Source organism: Streptomyces sp. NBC_01384 (assembly GCF_045040035.1).
Taxonomy (GTDB): Bacteria; Actinomycetota; Actinomycetes; order Streptomycetales; family Streptomycetaceae; genus Streptomyces.
Map to the genome: position 1 here is coordinate 6549340 of NZ_CP109559.1, position 19518 is coordinate 6568857.

At 68.4% G+C, this 19518-nt stretch carries 20 protein-coding genes and 1 pseudogene; 20 read left to right on the forward strand and 1 reads right to left on the reverse strand.

All coding sequences use genetic code 11. The features are described from left to right. The first annotated feature begins 25 nt into the window (after positions 1-25). The 20 genes and pseudogenes from OG747_RS30100 to OG747_RS30195 all read left to right on the forward strand — a co-directional run bounded on the left by OG747_RS30100 (position 26) and on the right by OG747_RS30195 (position 17513). On the forward strand, positions 26-184 hold the full coding sequence (locus tag OG747_RS30100) for a hypothetical protein (protein WP_405882504.1): 159 nt from the start codon (positions 26-28) through the stop codon (positions 182-184). Then, a pseudogene (locus OG747_RS30105) lies at positions 153-644 on the forward strand (FG-GAP repeat domain-containing protein); the annotation flags it as partial. The gene OG747_RS30100 and the pseudogene OG747_RS30105, both read left to right, overlap by 32 nt. Before the next feature lie 211 nt (positions 645-855). Further along, positions 856-2019 (forward strand): LCP family protein, encoded by a 1164-nt coding sequence (locus OG747_RS30110; protein WP_405882505.1) that lies wholly within the window; start codon positions 856-858, stop codon positions 2017-2019. Between the two features lie 237 nt (positions 2020-2256). Next, positions 2257-2478 carry a 50S ribosomal protein L31 gene (rpmE, locus tag OG747_RS30115; protein WP_010984345.1) on the forward strand — a complete coding sequence of 74 codons (222 nt, stop codon included), beginning with the start codon at positions 2257-2259 and terminating at the stop codon, positions 2476-2478. A gap of 173 nt (positions 2479-2651) precedes the next feature. Then, positions 2652-3728, forward strand: a complete 1077-nt coding sequence (gene prfA, locus OG747_RS30120; RefSeq protein ID WP_405882506.1) for a peptide chain release factor 1 — start codon at positions 2652-2654, stop codon at positions 3726-3728. A 50-nt stretch (positions 3729-3778) separates the two neighbouring features. Further along, entirely contained in the window at positions 3779-4624 is an 846-nt protein-coding gene (prmC, locus tag OG747_RS30125; protein WP_405882507.1) for a peptide chain release factor N(5)-glutamine methyltransferase, read from the forward strand. 53 nt (positions 4625-4677) lie between these two features. Continuing rightward, on the forward strand, positions 4678-5325 hold the full coding sequence (locus OG747_RS30130; protein WP_405882508.1) for an L-threonylcarbamoyladenylate synthase: 648 nt from the start codon (positions 4678-4680) through the stop codon (positions 5323-5325). Further along, the gene (locus tag OG747_RS30135; protein WP_405882509.1) at positions 5322-5987 is read left to right on the forward strand and encodes a protein-tyrosine-phosphatase; all 666 of its coding nucleotides are present in this window, start codon (positions 5322-5324) and stop codon (positions 5985-5987) included. The genes OG747_RS30130 and OG747_RS30135 overlap by 4 nt, the downstream gene beginning before the upstream one ends. A 131-nt stretch (positions 5988-6118) precedes the next feature. Next, entirely contained in the window at positions 6119-7360 is a 1242-nt protein-coding gene (glyA, locus tag OG747_RS30140) for a serine hydroxymethyltransferase (RefSeq protein ID WP_405882510.1), read from the forward strand. A gap of 126 nt (positions 7361-7486) precedes the next feature. Continuing rightward, positions 7487-8857, forward strand: coding sequence for an MraY family glycosyltransferase (locus OG747_RS30145; protein ID WP_405882511.1), 1371 nt, complete (start codon positions 7487-7489; stop codon positions 8855-8857). 284 nt (positions 8858-9141) lie between these two features. Beyond that, a complete protein-coding gene (locus OG747_RS30150; protein WP_405882512.1) occupies positions 9142-9555 on the forward strand; it encodes a hypothetical protein in 414 nt (137 codons plus the stop codon). A 225-nt stretch (positions 9556-9780) separates the two neighbouring features. Next, the gene (gene atpB / locus OG747_RS30155; protein WP_405882513.1) at positions 9781-10602 is read left to right on the forward strand and encodes a F0F1 ATP synthase subunit A; all 822 of its coding nucleotides are present in this window, start codon (positions 9781-9783) and stop codon (positions 10600-10602) included. A gap of 74 nt (positions 10603-10676) precedes the next feature. After that, positions 10677-10907: an ATP synthase F0 subunit C gene (gene atpE / locus OG747_RS30160; protein ID WP_405882514.1), complete on the forward strand. Its 231-nt coding sequence runs from the start codon at positions 10677-10679 to the stop codon at positions 10905-10907. Between the two features lie 41 nt (positions 10908-10948). Further along, on the forward strand, positions 10949-11491 hold the full coding sequence (locus OG747_RS30165; RefSeq protein ID WP_405882515.1) for a F0F1 ATP synthase subunit B: 543 nt from the start codon (positions 10949-10951) through the stop codon (positions 11489-11491). Then, the gene (locus OG747_RS30170) at positions 11488-12312 is read left to right on the forward strand and encodes a F0F1 ATP synthase subunit delta (protein ID WP_405882516.1); all 825 of its coding nucleotides are present in this window, start codon (positions 11488-11490) and stop codon (positions 12310-12312) included. Before OG747_RS30165 ends, OG747_RS30170 begins: the two co-directional genes overlap by 4 nt. Positions 12313-12436: 124 nt before the next feature. After that, a complete protein-coding gene (gene atpA / locus OG747_RS30175; RefSeq protein ID WP_405882517.1) occupies positions 12437-14026 on the forward strand; it encodes a F0F1 ATP synthase subunit alpha in 1590 nt (529 codons plus the stop codon). A 21-nt stretch (positions 14027-14047) separates the two neighbouring features. Next, entirely contained in the window at positions 14048-14962 is a 915-nt protein-coding gene (locus tag OG747_RS30180; RefSeq protein WP_405882518.1) for a F0F1 ATP synthase subunit gamma, read from the forward strand. After that, entirely contained in the window at positions 14962-16398 is a 1437-nt protein-coding gene (gene atpD / locus OG747_RS30185; protein WP_405882519.1) for a F0F1 ATP synthase subunit beta, read from the forward strand. Before OG747_RS30180 ends, atpD begins: the two co-directional genes overlap by 1 nt. Before the next feature lie 133 nt (positions 16399-16531). Continuing rightward, positions 16532-16906: a F0F1 ATP synthase subunit epsilon gene (locus OG747_RS30190; protein ID WP_405882520.1), complete on the forward strand. Its 375-nt coding sequence runs from the start codon at positions 16532-16534 to the stop codon at positions 16904-16906. A gap of 160 nt (positions 16907-17066) precedes the next feature. Further along, on the forward strand, positions 17067-17513 hold the full coding sequence (locus tag OG747_RS30195) for a DUF2550 domain-containing protein (RefSeq protein ID WP_405882521.1): 447 nt from the start codon (positions 17067-17069) through the stop codon (positions 17511-17513). A 64-nt stretch (positions 17514-17577) separates the two neighbouring features. Here OG747_RS30195 and OG747_RS30200 read toward each other — a convergent pair whose 3' ends face one another. After that, positions 17578-19419: a glycosyl hydrolase family 18 protein gene (locus tag OG747_RS30200; RefSeq protein ID WP_405882522.1), complete on the reverse strand. Its 1842-nt coding sequence runs from the start codon at positions 19417-19419 to the stop codon at positions 17578-17580. Positions 19420-19518 lie beyond the last annotated feature (99 nt).

Sequence of the window (19518 nt, forward strand, 5' to 3'; positions counted from 1 at the left end):
CGGGCGCGGTCGTCACAGACGCCGGATGCGCATCGCCGTGCCTGTCGCGGCGGCGACCCCGGCCGCCGCCGTCGGCGGTGCGCTCCTGATGTCGTCCGCGAACGCCGCCACCGCGCAGCCGACGCCGGTCGCCAAGGCGAGCAGTTCCTCGCCGAGCCCGCACCCGCATCGTCGCCCCCGGTGACGTCACCGGCGACGCCCTGCCCGACCTCCTCTCGGCCGACTCCGGCGGCGTCCTGTGGATCTACCCCGGCAACGGCAACGGCACCTTCTGGGCCCGCGTCAAGGTCGGCTCCGGCTGGAACCAGTGCAACGTCCTGCGCGGCCACGGCGACTTCACCGGCGACGGCAAGGCCGACCTGATCGCGCGTAGTAAGACCGGCTCGTACATGTACCTCTACAAGGGCAGGGGCAAGGCGGGCAGCGGGGCGTTCTCCAGCCGTATCAAGGTGCGCGCCTGGGGCGGCTACAACGCCTTCGACGCGGTCGGCGACGTGACCGGCGACGGCAAGGCCGACTTCCTGGCCCGTACGCCCGCCGGCGCGCTCTACCTGTACCCGGGCACCGGCAAGGCCACCAGTGAGATCTTTGCCACAAGGATCACCATCGGTACCGATTTGAAGCAGTACGACATCTTCGGCTGACATCGCAGGTGAGCGGGGTTCCCCCGAACTCGCCGGTCACGCAGCGTGCCCACCGCACCACGTGGTGGGCACGCTGCGTTGTGCAACCCTTTGCCCAGTTTCCCCGTCTGACCGTACGGAGTGGCCATGAGGCCGTATGCGTCACGCCGATGGACCGGGCTTGGCCCTGAAAGCAGGGGGTAACCGACCGCAACGAGGACAAGAGGAGCACATGCCTGCCGAGAGCATGCCGGAACCCGGCACACCGGGCGATCCCGAACCCGGCACACCGGGCGAGCCCGGCACGAGCGTCCCGAGTCACCGCGCGAAGGGCCGCCGCCGGAGGACCCGCAGCACCCGAAACAAGGCCCTGCTCATCACGGCCTGGACCGCGGCGGGCATCGTCGTACTGGGGGGCACCGGCGTCGGGATCCTGTACTTCAAGCTCAACAGCAACCTCAAGACCGTCGACATCAACCAGGCCCTCGGCACCGACCGGCCGCTGAAGGTCGACAACGGCTCCGAGAACATCCTGGTCCTGGGCTCCGACACCCGCTCCGGCAGCAACAAGAGCCTCGGCGGCGGCACCGACGACGGCAGCGCCCGCTCGGACACGGCGATGATCGTGCACATATACGAGGGCCACAAGAAGGCCAGTGTGGTCTCCATACCCCGGGACACCCTCGTCCCGCGCCCCTCCTGCACCGACGCCAAGGGTGTCACCCACGACGCCGCCACCAGCGTGATGTTCAACTCCGCGTACTCCACCGGCGGCGCCGCCTGTGCCGTGAAGACCGTCGAGTCCATGACCGGTGTCCGCATGGACCACTACATCGAGGTCGACTTCAGCGGCTTCCAGAAGCTCATCGACGACCTCGACGGTGTCCCGGTCACCACGACCAAGGACATCAAGGACGCCGACAGCCACCTGAACCTCAAGGCCGGCACGCACACGCTCGACGGCCGGCAGGCGCTCGGCCTGGTCCGCACCCGGCACGGCGTCGGCGACGGCTCCGACCTCGGCCGCATCCAGCTCCAGCAGGCGTTCATCAAGGCCCTGGTCAACCAGGTCAAGCACATCGGCCTCCTGTCCAGCCCCACGAAGCTGTACGACCTCGCCGACACCGCCACCAAGACCGTCACCACCGACTCCGACCTCGGCTCCGTCAGGGACCTCGCGTCCTTCGCCAACGGCCTCAAGGGCATCAGCTCGTCGCACATGAACATGGTGACGATGCCGGTGCAGTACGACAGCGCGAACGCCAACCGGGTCCTCGTCGACGAGGCCAAGGCGAAGCTGGTCTGGAAGGCCCTCAAGGACGACCAGGCGATCCCGAAGGCGGCCACCAAGGGCACGGCCACGGGCACCGCGAAGGGCGTCGTCAGCGGGTCCTGAAGCCGTACGGAGGCCGGTCCGAGGCCCGTCCGAGGCCGCTCCGAGCCCCGTACACAGGCCCGGGGAACCCCCTGCACGGGCCCCGGAGGCCCCTCGTGCACAGGCCGGGGAATAGATAATCCATCCCCCCGGTTTTGGGGGATGCGCCCAGTCCTGGCAGACTGGTACGTCGGCTCCGGTTCACGCTCCCGCAATCCGCGGTGGCGACCCGGCGCCCTCCCGAAACTAGGAGACACCTTGAAGCGCGACATCCACCCCGAGTACGTCGAGACGCAGGTCAGCTGCACCTGTGGCGCGTCGTTCACCACCCGTAGCACGATCTCCAGCGGCACCGTCCGTGCCGAGGTCTGCTCCGAGTGCCACCCGTTCTACACGGGCAAGCAGAAGATCCTCGACACCGGTGGCCGCGTGGCCCGCTTCGAGGCCCGCTTCGGCAAGGCTGCCGCTGCCAAGAAGTAGCGAGCCCACAGCGCCGGTCTTCGGCGTCCCCGGCACGGGGGCGCCGGGACCGGCGCTTTGCGGTGCAGCCCCCTCCCCCAACTCTCGGCTTCGCTCGAGCCGGGGGGACCCCCATGTCTTACCTACGTCCCCGAGCCCATCATGGAGCTGGGGACAGTCCATTGGAGCCGGAGATGTTCGAGGCGGTCGAGGAACTCATCGGCGAGCACGCCGATCTGGAGAAGAAGCTCGCTGACCCGTCGGTCCACGCCGACCAGGCCAACGCGCGCAAGCTGAACAAGCGCTACGCCGAGCTGACCCCGATCGTCGCGACGTACCGCTCCTGGAAGCAGACCGGGGACGACATCGAGACGGCGAAGGAGCTCGCCGCCGACGACCCCGACTTCGCCGCCGAGGTCAAGGAGCTGGACAAGCAGCGCGAGGAGCTCACCGAGAAGCTCCGTCTGCTGCTGGTCCCGCGCGACCCCAGCGACGACAAGGACGTCATCCTCGAGATCAAGGCGGGCGCGGGCGGCGACGAGTCGGCCCTGTTCGCCGGCGACCTGCTGCGCATGTACCTGCGCTACGCCGAGCGCGTCGGCTGGAAGACCGAGATCATCGACTCCACCGAGTCCGAGCTCGGCGGCTACAAGGACGTCCAGGTCGCCGTGAAGACCAAGGGCGGCCAGGGCGCCACCGAGCCGGGTCAGGGTGTCTGGGCGCGGCTGAAGTACGAGGGCGGGGTGCACCGCGTGCAGCGCGTGCCGTCGACCGAGTCGCAGGGCCGCATCCACACCTCCGCGGCCGGTGTGCTGGTCACGCCCGAGGCCGAGGAGGTCGACGTCGAGATCCACGCGAACGATCTGCGCATCGATGTCTACCGCTCCTCCGGGCCCGGCGGCCAGTCCGTCAACACGACCGACTCCGCGGTGCGCATCACGCACCTTCCCACCGGAGTCGTCGCCTCCTGCCAGAACGAGAAGAGCCAGCTGCAGAACAAGGAGCAGGCGATGCGTATCCTGCGCTCCAGGCTCCTCGCCGCGGCGCAGGAGGAAGCGGAGCGGGAGGCCGCGGACGCCCGCCGCAGCCAGGTCCGCACCGTCGACCGCTCCGAGAAGATCCGTACGTACAACTTCCCGGAGAACCGCATCTCGGACCACCGCGTCGGATTCAAGGCGTACAACTTGGACCAGGTGCTCGACGGCGAGCTCGACCCGGTCATCCAGGCCTGCGTCGACGCCGACTCGGCCGCGAAGCTCGCGGCCGCGTAAAGGCTGTACTTGTAAGCCGTACGACAACAGCTCAGCCCCGGAGGACCAGCGTGAACCTGCTGCTCGCGGAAGTGGCCCAGGCCACCCAGCGGCTGGCCGACGCCGGCGTGCCCTCGCCGCGCAACGACGCGGAGGAGCTCGCCGCCTTCGTGCACGGCGTGAAGCGGGGCGAGCTGCACACCGTCAAGGACGCGGACTTCGACGCCCGCTACTGGGAGGTGACCGCGCGCCGTGAGGCCCGCGAGCCGCTCCAGCACATCACCGGACACGCCTACTTCCGCTACCTGGAACTCCAGGTGGGTCCCGGGGTGTTCGTCCCGCGCCCGGAGACGGAGTCCGTCGTCGGCTGGGCCATAGACGCCGTACGGGCGATGGATGTCGTCGAGCCGCTGATCGTCGACCTCTGCACCGGCTCGGGCGCCATCGCGCTCGCCCTCGCGCAGGAGGTCCCGCGCTCCCGCGTACACGCCGTGGAGCTGTCCGAGGACGCCCTCCAGTGGACGCGCAAGAACGTCGAGGGGTCCAGGGTCGACCTGCGCCAGGGAAACGCCCTGGACGCCTTCCACGACCTCGACGGCCAGGTGGACCTGGTGATCTCCAACCCGCCGTACATCCCGCTCACGGAATGGGAGTACGTGGCGCCGGAGGCACGGGACTACGATCCCGAACTCGCCCTGTTCTCGGGGGAGGACGGACTCGACCTCATCCGCGGCATCGAGCGCACCGCGCACCGGCTGCTGCGTCCCGGCGGCGTCGTCGTCATCGAGCACGCCGACACCCAGGGCGGGCAGGTGCCGTGGATCTTCACCGAGGAGCGGGGCTGGGCCGACGCGGCCGACCACCCGGACCTCAACAACCGGCCGCGGTTCGCGACCGCCCGCAAGGCGATGCCGTGAGTACGCGCATCCCGTTCCCCCGCCAGCAGTACGTGTACGAGGAGGCCCGCTAAATGGCACGGCGATATGACACCAACGACGCGACCGACCGCATCACCGGTCTGCGTGAGGCCGCGTCCGCCGTCCGCCGTGGCGAGCTGGTCGTCCTCCCGACGGACACGGTGTACGGCATCGGCGCCGACGCGTTCACCTCGGAGGCCGTCGCCGATCTCCTGGAGGCCAAGGGCCGGGGCCGCACCATGCCCACCCCCGTCCTCATCGGCTCCCCGAACACCCTGCACGGCCTCGTCACGGACTTCTCCGAGATGGCCTGGGAGCTCGTGGACGCGTTCTGGCCGGGCGCCCTCACCCTCGTCGCCAAGCACCAGCCGTCCCTGCAGTGGGACCTGGGGGACACCCGGGGCACGGTGGCCATCCGTATGCCGCTGCACCCGGTCGCCATCGAACTGCTCACGGAGGTCGGCCCGATGGCCGTCTCCTCCGCGAACCTCACGGGCCACCCGGCGCCGGAGGACTGTGACGCCGCGCAGGAGATGCTCGGCGACTCCGTCTCCGTGTACCTGGACGGCGGTCCGACCCCCGCAAACGTTCCCTCCTCGATCGTCGACGTCACCGGCAAGGTGCCGGTCCTGCTGCGCGCGGGTGCCCTGTCGGCGGAGGAGCTCCGGAAGGTCGTACCCGACCTCGAGGTGGCGAATTGACAGCCCCTGACGCGGGGCGTGGCATAGGCACGGGGATCACGGGGACCCATGGGTCCCCCAGGGGGTCCTTCCGCATCCTCCACGTCAGCACCGGCAATGTGTGCCGCTCGCCGATCACCGAGCGGCTGACCCGCCACGCGCTCGCGGACCGGCTCGGCGACCCCCTGTGGGGTGGCCTGATCGTCGAGAGCGCGGGTACGTGGGGGCACGAGGGCGCGCCCATGGAGGCCAACGCCGAGACGGTCCTCGCCGACTTCGGCGCGGACGCCTCCGGCTTCGTCGGCCGCGAACTCCTCGACGACCACGTCATCCGAGCCGACCTGGTCCTGACGGCCACCCGCGACCACCGCGCCCAGGTCATCTCCATGGGCCACTCTGCGGGCCTGCGCACCTTCACCCTCAAGGAGTTCACGAGACTGGTGCGCGCTATAGACACGGCGACGCTCCCGCCCCTGGAGGACGGCGTGGTCGAGCGTGCCCGCGCCCTGGTCCGGGCGGCCGCCGCTCTACGCGGGTGGCTGCTGGCCCCCACGGCGGAGGCGGACGAGGTCTTCGACCCGTACGGCGCCCCGTTGCCGTTCTTCCGTTCGATCGGGGACGAGATCAACGAGGCGCTGGACCCGGTGGTGACGGCGCTGACGGGGGTGCGGGCGCGGGCCTGACGCGGGGGTGTGCGCGTGGCAGCGGCTCGGCAGGCCGCAATACCGGGGCGTCCCACCGGTCAATACCGGGCGTCCCACCAGTCCCGGTTCTACATTGGACATATCGCACCCGCCGAGGTCCGGAGTCCACCATGCCGGTCGCACAAACGCTGGAAGCGGATGTTCTGCCTCGGCAGGACCCTGAGCTCGCCGAGATCCTGATCGGGGAGCTGGAGCGGCAGTCGACGACGCTGCAGTTGATCGCGGCGGAGAACTTCACCTCGCCGGCCGTGCTGGCCGCGCTGGGGTCGCCGCTGGCGAACAAGTACGCCGAGGGGTATCCCGGCGCCCGCTATCACGGCGGCTGCGAGATCGTCGACGTCGCCGAGCGCCTCGCCATGGAACGCGCCAAGGCCCTCTTCGGCGCCCGGCACGCCAACGTGCAGTCCCACTCGGGGTCTTCGGCCATGCTCGCCGCGTACGCCGCCCTGCTGCGCCCCGGTGACACCGTGCTGGCCATGGGGCTGCCGTTCGGCGGTCACCTCACGCACGGGTCGCCCGCGAACTTCTCCGGCCGCTGGTTCGACTTCGTCGGGTACGGGGTGGACGCGGAGAGCGGGCTCATCGATTACGAGCAGGTGCGCGCGCTGGCTCGTACGCATCGGCCGAAAGCCGTCGTCTGCGGGTCGATCTCCTATCCTCGGCACATCGACTACGCGCTCTTCCGGGAGATCGCCCACGAGGTCGGTGCCTATCTCATCGCCGACGCCGCCCATCCCATCGGGCTGGTCGCCGGGCGAGCGGCGCCCAATCCGGTGCCGTACGCCGATGTCGTCTGCGCCACCACGCACAAGGTGCTGCGCGGGCCGCGCGGCGGCATGATCCTGTGCGGAAGCGAGCTGGCCGAGCGCGTCGACCGGGCTGTCTTCCCGTTCACCCAGGGCGGCGCCCAGATGCACACCATCGCCGCCAAGGCCGTCGCGTTCGGCGAGGCGGCCACGCCCGCCTTCACGGCGTACGCCCATCAGGTGGTCGCCAATGCGAAAGCCCTCGCGGAGGCTCTGGCCGCGGAGGGGCTCGCCCTCACCACCGGGGGCACCGACACCCATCTGCTGGTCGCGGACACGGCACCGCTCGGTGTCGACGGGCGCAGCGCGCGCGGCCGTCTCGCCGCTGCCGGGATGGTCCTCGACACCTGTGTGCTGCCTCACGGCGATGCCCGTGGCCTGCGCCTCGGTACGGCGGCGCTGACCACGCAGGGGATGGCCGAGGCCGAGATGGCGCAGGTCGCGAAGCTGTTCGCGGCGGTGCTGCGGGACGAGGTCGACAGCAAGCGAGCACGTGAAGAAGTGCGGGAGCTGACCGGAAGATTTCCGCCCTATCCGGACGAGTGAGGGGGACGCGCACTCGTGTGCACAGCCACTCGTGCAACCATCGTCGCTACCCGGAAGTCCCCAACCATATGTGCGCATCGCTAGGGTGTGGGGCTGAGATGGCCAGCGAGACCTGTGGGGAAGCCCGTGCGTGAATATCTGCTGACGCTCTGTATCACGGCCGCGGTGACGTATCTGCTGACAGGGCCGGTACGGAAATTCGCGATCGTGGCCGGAGCCATGCCGCAGATCCGGGCACGTGACGTGCACCGGGAACCCACGCCGCGGCTCGGCGGCATCGCGATGTTCTTCGGCCTGTGCGCGGGCCTGCTGGTCGCCGACCACCTGCGGAACCTCAACGCGGTCTTCTCGAACTCCAACGAACCGCGCGCCCTGCTCTCCGGCGCGGCCCTGATCTGGCTGATCGGCGTCCTGGACGACAAGTTCGAGATCGACGCCCTGATCAAGCTCGGCGGCCAGATGATCGCCGCGGGTGTGATGGTCATGCAGGGTCTGACGATCCTGTGGCTGCCCATCCCGGGTGTCGGCCTGGTCGCGCTCACCCAGTGGCAGGGCACCCTGCTGACCGTGGCACTGGTCGTCATCACGATCAACGCCGTGAACTTCGTCGACGGCCTCGACGGCCTCGCCTCCGGCATGGTGTGCATCGCCTCCGCCGCGTCCTTCCTGTACGCGTACCGCATCTGGTACAGCTACGGCATCGAGGCCGCCGCCCCGGCGACCCTCTTCGCGGCGATCCTCATGGGCATGTGTCTGGGCTTCCTGCCGCACAACATGCACCCCGCCCGGATCTTCATGGGCGACTCCGGCTCGATGCTGATCGGCCTGGTGCTGGCGGCCGGCGCGATCTCCATCACCGGGCAGATCGACCCCGACGCGATGAACCTGTTCTCCGGTTCGGAGCGCAACACCGTGCACCAGATGGTGCCCGTCTACATCCCGTTGCTGCTGCCGCTGACGATCATCGCGGTCCCGGCCGCCGACCTGGTGCTCGCCATCGTGCGGCGCACCTGGCGCGGCCAGTCGCCCTTCGCCGCCGACCGCGGCCACCTGCACCACCGCCTCCTGGAGGTCGGGCACTCGCACAGCCGGGCCGTCCTGATCATGTACTTCTGGTCGGCGCTGATCGCCTTCGGAACCCTCGCCTTCTCGGTGAACTCGGCGTCCATGTGGATCGTGCTCGGCATCGCCGCGCTCAGCGCGGTGGGTCTTGTGCTGCTCCTGCTGCCGCGCTTCACGCCGCGTGCCCCGCGCTGGGCCGAGAGCCTCGTCCCGCCGCGCTACCGCCGCCGTCGCAGGGCCGCCCTGGTGGCCGAGGCCGAGGCGGCCATGGAGGCGGCCGTCGCGTACGAGGCGCAGGCGGCTCAGGAGCCGCAAGAGGGCGTCCGCGAGCACCGTGCCCCGGTCGCCGCGGGTGTCTCAGGAGTCAACGGGGCGACGGCGATTGGCACCCGTGCGCGCTTCCTGGATCGGCGCAAAGCGGAATCTTCACGCTGACGCAAAGTAAGAATTCCGCAAGAGGGATCATTGGCAAACCGCCTTAATACCAGACAAGTTGCCCCTGATCTTGCACAAACGCGCATGTTCAGTCTCATGTGTGACGGCGAGCACACCTTCTAGGTAAAGACCGCATCAAATAGTTTGTGATACGGTTCACGAGAACCCGGGACAGAGCCGAGGGACCGCAATGAGACGGCCCCTTGGCGCGAGGTTCTCTCTCAGCCCGGGACTACGCTCGTCCATGACGACACCCTGCCCCCGAAGCAAGCGGAGTTGCCGCCATGCCGTCCAATGACGCCCGGATTCTCCTTCAGGCCGCTGTGCCCACAGCTGCCGTCGGCGCGATTGCCGCCGTCGTCAGTGGTGTGGTCGCCGGCGGCAAGGGAGCCATTGGGGCAGTCGTCGCGACGCTGATCGTGATCCTCTTCATGGGAATCGGGCTCTACGTACTGCAGCGCACTGCCAAATCGCTTCCGCATCTCTTCCAGGCGATGGGCCTGATGCTCTTCGCGGCGCAGATCCTTCTGCTCTTCATCTTCATGGCCGCGTTCAAGCACACCACCTTGTTCAACCCCAGGGCCTTCGCGTTCACGCTGCTCGCCGACACCATCATCTGGATCGTCGCGCAGACGCGTGCTCATATGAAGGCCAAGATCCTCTACGTCGAGCCCGAGAAGTCGGGGCACTCGTCGTGAGGGGTAGGGCCGGGATAAGAGCGCGCAAGAGATCCTGCTATCGTCCGGTGCCAACTGCGGCATCGCGGGCGCGGGCATCTGAGCTGACGCCTGCTCAATCGCGAGGCTTGATGCCCCACAGCCGCCCCCACATCCGTAACACCAGTCCAGTGCCGAACCGCGGCTGCGCGCCGCGCCGACACAACGAGGTTGCCGTACCTATGCGCCACGCTGAAGGAGCCCGCGGTGAGTGCTGACCCGACGCAGGTGCTCGCCTTCGAGACCGACTGCCACATCTTCGACGGCTGTGGCTTCCCGGCTCCCGGCCTGCACTCGTTCCTGTTCAAGCCCCTCCTCGGGGACGGGGACAGCAACTTGTACTTCAACAAGACGATGCTGCTGGCGCTGCTCGGCTCGATCGTCGTTGTCGGCTTCTTCTGGGCCGCCTTCCGTAAGCCGAAGGTCGTCCCCGGCAAGCTGCAGATGGTCGCCGAGACGGGCTACGACTTCATCCGCCGCGGTGTCGTCTACGAGACGATCGGCAAGAAGGAGGGCGAGAAGTACGTACCGCTGGTCGTCTCGCTGTTCTTCTTCATCTGGATGATGAATCTCTGGTCGATCGTTCCGGTCGCCCAGTTCCCGGTGACGGCGATCATCTCCTACCCGGCGGTCCTCGCGGCGATCGTCTACATCACCTGGGTCTCGCTGACCTTCAAGCGACACGGATTCGTCGGTGCGTTCAAGAACTTCACCGGCTACGACAAATCGCTCGGCGCGGTTCTCCCGCTGGCCATGTTCATCGAGCTCCTCTCGAACCTGATCGTCCGGCCCTTCACGCACGCGGTGCGACTGTTCGCGAACATGTTCGCGGGCCACACCCTGCTGCTGCTGTTCACGATCGCCAGCTGGTACCTGCTCAATGGCATCGGGATCGCCTACGCGGGCGTCTCGTTCATCATGGTGCTGATCATGACCGCCTTCGAGCTGTTCATCCAGGCCCTGCAGGCGTATGTGTTCGTCCTCCTGACCTGCACCTTCATCCAGGGCGCGCTGGCCGAGCACCACTGAGCGCCGCCCCCTCCGACCCCGCACTCGTCCGGTGGCCAACCCCCACCGGTCCGTAAAGAAAAGGAAGAACTGGCATGTCCCAGACCCTTGCCGCCGTCGGCGGTTCGCTCGGCTCGATCGGTTACGGCCTCGCGGCGATCGGCCCCGGCGTCGGCGTCGGCATCATCTTCGGTAACGGCACCCAGGCGCTCGCCCGCCAGCCTGAGGCCGCCGGTCTGATCCGCGCCAACCAGATCCTCGGCTTCGCCTTCTGTGAGGCGCTCGCCCTCATCGGTCTGGTCATGCCGTTCGTCTACGGCACCTGATCCACCGATCAGCGACAGCCCACTAGACGAAAGGCACTGACATGAGCCAGCTGCTCATTCTGGCGGCCGAGAAGGAGAACCCTCTCTTCCCGCCGATCCCCGAGCTTGTCATCGGCCTGATCGCCTTCGTCATCGTCTTCGGCTTCCTCGCCAAGAAGCTCCTCCCGAACATCAACAAGGTTCTGGAGGAGCGCCGCGAGGCCATCGAGGGCGGTATCGAGAAGGCCGAGGCCGCTCAGACCGAAGCCCACAGCGTGCTGGAGCAGTACAAGGCCCAGCTCGCCGAGGCCCGGCACGAGGCCGCGCGTCTGCGCCAGGAGGCGCAGGAGCAGGGTGCCACGCTCATCGCCGAGATGCGCGCGGAAGGCCAGCGGCAGCGTGAGGAAATCATCGCCGCGGGTCACTCGCAGATCGAGGCCGACCGCAAGGCCGCCGCGCAGGCGCTGCGTCAGGACGTGGGCAAGCTCGCCACCGACCTGGCCGGCAAGCTCGTCGGTGAGTCCCTCGAGGACCACGCCCGGCAGAGCCGCGTCATCGACCGCTTCCTCGAGGACCTCGAGGAGAAGGCCGAGGCGGCTCGATGACCGCACACGGAGCGAGCCGCGAGGCCCTCGCAGCAGCCCGTGAGCGTCTCGACGCGCTGACGGACTCGACGTCCGTGGACGCCGTCCAGCTCGCCGACGAGCTGGCCGCCGTCACCGCGCTGCTCGACCGCGAGGTCTCGCTGCGTCGGGTCCTCACCGACCCGGCGCAGCCCGGCGAGGCCAAGGCCGAGCTGGCCCAGCGCCTGCTCGGCGGCCAGGTCGGCGGGCCGACCGCGGACCTGGTGGCCGGCCTGGTGCGCTCGCGCTGGTCGCAGTCGCGTGACCTGGTGGACACGCTGGAGGAGCTGGCGAGCATCGCCGACCTCACGGCCGCCCAGCGGGCGAACACGCTCGACGACGTCGAGGACGAGCTGTTCCGGTTCGGCCGGATCGTCTCTTCGAGCACCGAGCTGCGCGCCGCGCTGACCGACCGCACCGCCTCGAAGGCGGCCAAGAGCGAGCTGCTGCACAGCCTGCTCGGCGGCCGGGCCAAGGCGACGACCGAGCGTCTGGTGACGCGCCTTGTGGCAGTGCCCCGGGGACGTAGCCTGGAGGCGGGACTCGAGTCCCTGTCCAAGCTCGCCGCCGAGCGCCGCAACCGCATGGTCGCCGTCGTCACCTCGGCGGTCCCGCTGAGCGACGGACAGAAGCAGCGCCTCGGCGCCGCCCTGGCGAAGCTCTACGGCCGCCCGATGCACCTCAACCTCGACGTGGACCCCGAGGTCATCGGCGGGATCCGGGTGCAGGTCGGCGACGAGGTCATCGACGGCGCCGTCGCGGACCGGCTTGAGGACGCCCGCCGCCGCATCGTCGGCCAGTAGCAACTCAATACGCGTTACCACGTAGTACTTACGGCCCTGGTTGGGCCGTGCAGAGGATTCCTGGGGGCTGACCCCAGACCCCCCAAGAAAACTTCGGGCCCAACAAGGAGAGCAGGGAACCCAGATGGCGGAGCTCACGATCCGGCCGGAGGAGATCCGGGACGCGCTGGAGAACTTTGTCCAGTCGTACAAGCCGGACGCGGCCTCGCGCGAGGAGGTCGGTACGGTCACCGTCGCCGGCGACGGTATCGCCAAGGTCGAGGGTCTGCCCTCGGCCATGGCGAACGAACTGCTGAAGTTCGAGGACGGCACCCTCGGTCTCGCGCTGAACCTGGAAGAGCGCGAGATCGGTGCGGTCATCCTCGGCGAGTTCAGCGGTGTCGAGGAGGGCCAGCCGGTGCAGCGCACCGGTGAGGTGCTGTCCGTCGCCGTGGGCGAGGGCTACCTCGGCCGCGTCGTCGACCCGCTCGGCAACCCGATCGACGGCCTCGGCGAGATCGAGACCACCGGACGCCGCGCCCTCGAGCTGCAGGCCCCGGGCGTCATGGTCCGCAAGTCGGTGCACGAGCCGATGGAGACCGGCTACAAGGCCGTCGACGCGATGACCCCGATCGGCCGCGGCCAGCGTCAGCTGATCATCGGCGACCGTCAGACCGGCAAGACCGCCCTGGCCGTCGACACGATCATCAACCAGCGCGACAACTGGCGCACCGGCGACCCGAAGAAGCAGGTCCGCTGCATCTACGTCGCCATCGGTCAGAAGGGTTCGACCATCGCCTCCGTGCGTGGCGCCCTCGAAGATGCCGGCGCGCTGGAGTACACGACCATCGTCGCCGCCCCGGCGTCCGACCCGGCCGGCTTCAAGTACCTGGCGCCGTACACCGGTTCGGCCATCGGTCAGCAGTGGATGTACGAGGGCAAGCACGTCCTCATCATCTTCGACGACCTCTCGAAGCAGGCCGACGCCTACCGCGCCGTGTCCCTGCTGCTGCGCCGCCCGCCGGGCCGCGAGGCCTACCCCGGTGACGTCTTCTACCTGCACTCCCGTCTGCTGGAGCGCTGCGCGAAGCTCTCCGACGAGATGGGCGCCGGTTCGATGACGGGTCTGCCGATCGTCGAGACCAAGGCGAACGACGTGTCGGCGTTCATCCCGACCAACGTCATCTCCATCACCGACGGCCAGTGCTTCCTGGAGTCCGACCTGTTCAACGCCGGCCAGCGTCCGGCCCTGAACGTCGGTATCTCGGTCTCCCGCGTCGGTGGCTCCGCCCAGCACAAGGCGATGCGCCAGGTGTCCGGCCGACTCCGCCTGGACCTCGCCCAGTACCGTGAGCTGGAGGCGTTCGCCGCCTTCGGTTCCGACCTGGACGCCGCGTCGAAGTCCCAGCTGGAGCGCGGTCAGCGGTTGGTCGAGCTGCTCAAGCAGGCTCAGTACCAGCCGATGCCGACCGAGGACCAGGTCGTCTCCGTGTGGGCCGGTACCACCGGCAAGATGGACGACGTACCGGTCGCCGACATCCGCCGCTTCGAGAAGGAGCTCCTGGAGTACCTGCACCGCAAGGAGCAGGGCCTCATGACCTCCATCAAGGAGGGCGCGAAGATGTCGGACGACACCCTCACCGCCATCGCGGACGCCATCGCGGACTTCAAGAAGCAGTTCGAGACCTCGGACGGCAAGCTGCTCGGCGAAGACGTTCCGGCCGCGGCCAAGTGACGTAAGGAAGGGACCTGACTCATGGGAGCCCAGCTCCGGGTCTACAAGCGTCGCATCCGATCCGTCACCGCGACCAAGAAGATCACCAAGGCGATGGAGATGATCGCCGCCTCGCGCGTCGTCAAGGCGCATCGCAAGGTGAGGGCCTCCACGCCGTACGCGACCGAGCTCACCCGCGCGGTCACGGCGGTCGGTACCGGCTCGAACACCAGGCATCCGCTGACCACGGAGGCGGAGACGGCGACCCGTTCCGCGGTGCTGCTCCTCACGAGCGACCGCGGACTGGCCGGCGCCTTCAACTCCAACGCCATCAAGGCCGCCGAGCAGCTGACGGCGCGCCTCGAGGCGGAGGGCAAGGAGGTCGACACGTACATCGTCGGCCGCCGGGGTCTGGCCCACTACAACTTCCGCGAGCGCGCGGTCGTGCAGTCGTGGTCGGGCTTCACCGACGAGCCCACCTACGCGGACGCCAAGAAGGTCGCGGCTCCGCTGATCGAGGCCATCGAGAAGGAGACGGCGAACGGCGGCGTGGACGAGCTCCACATCGTCTACACCGAGTTCGTCTCGATGATGACGCAGACGGCGGTCGACGGCCGCCTGCTGCCGCTACGCCTCGAAGAGGTTGCGGAGGAGGCGCCCAAGGGCGAGATCCTTCCGCTGTACGAGTTCGAGCCGTCGGCGGAGGACGTCCTCGACGCCCTGCTGCCGCGCTACGTCGAGAGCCGGATCTACAACGCGCTGCTCCAGTCGGCTGCCTCCAAGCACGCCGCCACCCGCCGCGCGATGAAGTCGGCGACCGACAACGCGGGCGAGCTGATCAACACGCTCTCCCGTCTTGCCAACGCGGCCCGCCAGGCCGAAATCACCCAGGAAATCAGCGAGATCGTCGGTGGCGCCAGTGCCCTTGCCGACGCGACCGCGGGGAGTGACAAGTAATGACGACGACTTCTGAGACGGCCGTTGCCACGGGCCGCGTCGCCCGGGTCATCGGCCCGGTCGTCGACGTGGAGTTCCCCGTCGACGCGATGCCGGACATCTACAACGCCCTTCACGTCGAGGTGGCCGACCCGGCCAACGCCGGCGAGAAGAAGATCCTGACCCTGGAGGTCGCCCAGCACCTGGGTGACGGCCTGGTCCGCACGATCTCCATGCAGCCCACCGACGGTCTGGTCCGCCAGGCCGCGGTCACCGACACCGGCGCGGGCATCAGCGTCCCGGTCGGCGACTTCACCAAGGGCAAGGTGTTCAACACCCTCGGTGACGTGCTGAACTCCGACGAGAAGTACACGGGCGAGCGCTGGTCCATCCACCGCAAGGCCCCGCGCTTCGACGAGCTCGAGTCGAAGACCGAGATGTTCGAGACCGGCGTCAAGGTCATCGACCTTCTCACCCCGTACGTCAAGGGTGGAAAGATCGGTCTGTTCGGTGGTGCCGGTGTCGGCAAGACGGTGCTCATCCAGGAGATGATCTACCGCGTCGCCAACAACCACGACGGTGTCTCCGTGTTCGCCGGTGTCGGTGAGCGCACCCGTGAGGGCAACGACCTCATCGAGGAGATGTCGGACTCCGGGGTTATCGACAAGACCGCCCTTGTCTTCGGTCAGATGGACGAGCCCCCGGGCACCCGTCTGCGCGTGGCCCTCGCGGGTCTGACCATGGCGGAGTACTTCCGCGATGTGCAGAAGCAGGACGTGCTGTTCTTCATCGACAACATCTTCCGCTTCACCCAGGCCGGTTCCGAGGTCTCGACCCTGCTCGGCCGGATGCCCTCCGCGGTGGGTTACCAGCCGAACCTGGCCGACGAGATGGGTCTCCTCCAGGAGCGCATCACCTCGACCCGTGGTCACTCGATCACCTCGATGCAGGCGATCTACGTCCCCGCGGACGACCTGACCGACCCGGCCCCGGCCACCACCTTCGCCCACCTCGACGCGACGACGGTTCTTTCCCGTCCGATCTCCGAGAAGGGCATCTACCCGGCCGTGGACCCGCTGGACTCCACGTCCCGCATCCTGGACCCGCGCTACATCGCGGCGGACCACTACAACGCCGCCATGCGCGTCAAGTCGGTCCTCCAGAAGTACAAGGACCTCCAGGACATCATCGCGATCCTCGGTATCGACGAGCTGGGCGAGGAGGACAAGCTCACCGTCCACCGTGCCCGTCGCGTGGAGCGCTTCCTGTCCCAGAACACCCACGTCGCCAAGCAGTTCACCGGCGTCGACGGGTCGGACGTCCCGCTGGAGGAGTCGATCGTGGCCTTCAACGCGATCATCGACGGCGAGTACGACCACTTCCCGGAGCAGGCGTTCTTCCTGTGCGGTGGCATTGAGGACCTCAAGGCCAACGCCAAGGAACTCGGCGTCTCCTGACGCGAGTCCCCTGTTCGTACTGAGGGGGGCGGGAGCGCACCTCGCGGGGTGCGGTCCGTCCCCCTCCGTACGCCCATTAGACTTTGACCCAACACCCGGCGGCCATGCCGGGTGGTGACCCGAGGAGCCCACCTTGGCTGCTGAGCTGCATGTCGAGCTCGTCGCCGCGGACCGCAGTGTCTGGTCCGGCGAGGCCACCCTGGTCGTCGCGCGTACCACGTCCGGCGACATCGGCGTCATGCCCGGTCACCAGCCGCTGCTCGGTGTGCTGGAGTCGGGCCCGGTGACCATTCGTACGAGTGATGGTGGAACGGTCGTCGCCGCGGTGCACGGCGGTTTCATCTCGTTCGCCGACAACAAACTGTCGCTGCTGGCCGAGATCGCCGAGCTGTCGGACGAGATCGACGTCCAGCGCGTGGAGCGGGAGCTCGAGCGCGCGAAGGCGGAGGGCGACGAGTCCGCCGAGCGTCGCGCGGACGTCCGACTGCGAGCGGTGTCGGCTCGCTGACTGGGGGTACCTCCCAGGCCCTTTAGGCACTGGGGGAGTGTCGTGTGATGCTTTGCCTCAGCCGCGGCGGGGACCGGATGACTCCGGCCCCCGTCGCGGCTGAGGCAAATGCGGAGGTTTTTTCTTTTCCGTTACCTAGGAGACGAGGAGGTCGGTGTCGATGGTCCTCGCTCTGACTGTGTGCGGATTGGTAGTGGCGCTCGTATTGGTGGGGCTGTTCGTCTTCGGCCTCCGCCGCCGGCTGATCCAGCGCTCCGGCGGCACCTTCGACTGCAGCCTGCGCTGGGACGTCCCGGAGAAGAGCGACCCCAACGGCAAAGGCTGGGGTTACGGCGTCGCCCGCTACAACGGCGACCGCATCGAGTGGTACCGCGTCTTCTCGTACTCCCCCCGCCCACGCCGTGTCCTGGAACGCTCGGCGATCGAGGTGGCCGGCCGTCGTACCCCGGACGGCGAGGAGGAGCTCGCGCTGCTCTCCGACGCGATCATCCTCGCCTGCGTCCACCGGGGCACGCGCCTGGAACTGGCGATGAGCGAGGACGCGCTGACCGGTTTCCTCGCGTGGCTGGAGGCAGCCCCGCCCGGACAGCGAGTGAATGTGGCCTGAAAGGCCGCATCTACTCACTGTCCGGGGGAGCGTCAATGTGGCGTGACGCCCGGTGGAGTGACTTCTAGCCCAGTCCGCTGTTGATGGCGCTCACCAGCTCGCCATTGCTGGTGTCCCCGCTGAACTCCCAGAAGAAGGCGCCGCCCAGCCCCTGGCTCTTGGCCCACGCCATCTTCGTACCGATGGTCGCCGGGGTGTCGTAGGACCACCAGTTGCTGCCGCAGTGCGCGTACGCCGTCCCGGCGATCGTGCCGGTGACCGGGCAGGACGTCTTGAGCACCTTGTAGTCCTCGATGCCCTGCTCGTACGTGCCCGCCGCGGGCCCGGTCGCCGTGCCGCCCGGCGCGTCCTGGGTGACGCCCGTCCAGCCGCGTCCGTAGAAGCCGATGCCGATCAGCAGCTTGCTCGCGGGCACGCCCTTCGCCTTGTACTTGGCGATCGCGTCGGCCGTGGTGAAGCCGGGCGTCGGGATGCCGCTGTACGAGGTGAGCGGGGAGTGCGGGGCGGTCGGGCCCTGCGGGGAGAACGCGCCGAAGAAGTCGTACGACATCACGTTGTACCAGTCGACGTACTGCGAAGCGCCCGCGTAGTCCGCGGCGTCGATCTTGCCGCCGGAGGTGCCGTCGGCGGTGACGGCCGCGGTGACGAGGTTGTTGCCGCCGAACTTGGCGCGCAGGGCCCCCATCAGGTTCTTGTACGCGGCCGCGCCACTGGTGTCGCAGGAGAGCCCGCAGGCGTTCGGGTACTCCCAGTCGATGTCGATGCCGTCGAAGACGTCGGCCCAGCGCGGGTCCTTGACCAGGTCGTAGCAGGACTGCGCGAAGGCGGCCGGGTTGGCGGCGGCCTCGGCGAAGCCGCCGGACCAGGTCCAGCCGCCGAAGGACCAGATGACCTTGAGGTTGGGGTACTTGGCCTTCAGCTCACGCAACTGGTTGAAGTTGCCGCGCAGCGGCTGGTCCCAGGTGTCGGCCACGCCGCTGACCGACTGGTCGGCGGTGAACGCCTTGTCGTAGTCGGCGTAGGAGTCGCCGATCGCGCACTTGCCGCCGGTGACATTGCCGAAGGCGTAGTTGATGTGCGTGATCTTCGCCGCCGAGCCGGACGTCACCAGGTTCTTGACGTTGTAGTTGCGGCCGTAGATGCCCCACTCGGTGAAGTAGCCGAGCTTGACGGCGGAGCCGGAGGACGGCGGGGGAGTGGTGGTGCCGCCGGTGGTGTGCACGGCGACCGCGCCGCTCACCGGACCGGTCTGGTCGGCGGTGTCACGGGCCTGGACGGTGTACGAGTAGTCGCTGCCGGCGGTCAGACCGGTGTCCGTGTACGAGGTCGTGGTCACGGTGGCGACCTTGGTGCCGTCACGCAGGACGTCGTAGTTCTTGACGCCCTTGTCGTCGGTGGCCGCGCTCCAGGACAGCTGCACCGAGGTGTCGGTGATCGCGGAGGCGGTCGGGGTGCCGGGCGCGGAGGGCGGGTTGTCGCCGGGCACGGTGGTCCCGCCGTCACAACTCCCGTCGTTGAGCGTGCAGTTGGAGGGCGAGCCGGTACCGGCGCCGTTGAAGCCGAAGGAGACGGAGGCGCCCGCGGCGAGGGTGCCGTTGTAGGACTTGTTCTTGGCCGTCCAGTGGGTGCCGGAGGACGTGACGTCCGCGTCCCAGGCGGAGGTGACGGACGTACCGGAGGGGAAGTCCCACGCGATCGTCCAGGAGCTGATGCTGGTGGTACCGGTGTTGGTGACCGTCCACTTGCCTTCGAAGCCCGTACCCCAGTCCTGGGTCTTGGTGTACGTGGCGGTCGCGGACGTGGCCGCCGAGGCGGGACTCGCGAGCCCGACGAGGGCGGCGAGCGGAAGCAGCAGAGTGGTGAGCCCTGCCACGGTTCGCTGTCGGACTCTGGTTCTGAAGCGCATGCTGCCTCTCCTCTTTTGTTTGTTTCGCCTCCGGCGCGCCCCTTTGGCGAGGGAGGGATGTCGTGGGCATGGCTAAGCGCGGTGCGGCGAGAATAGAAA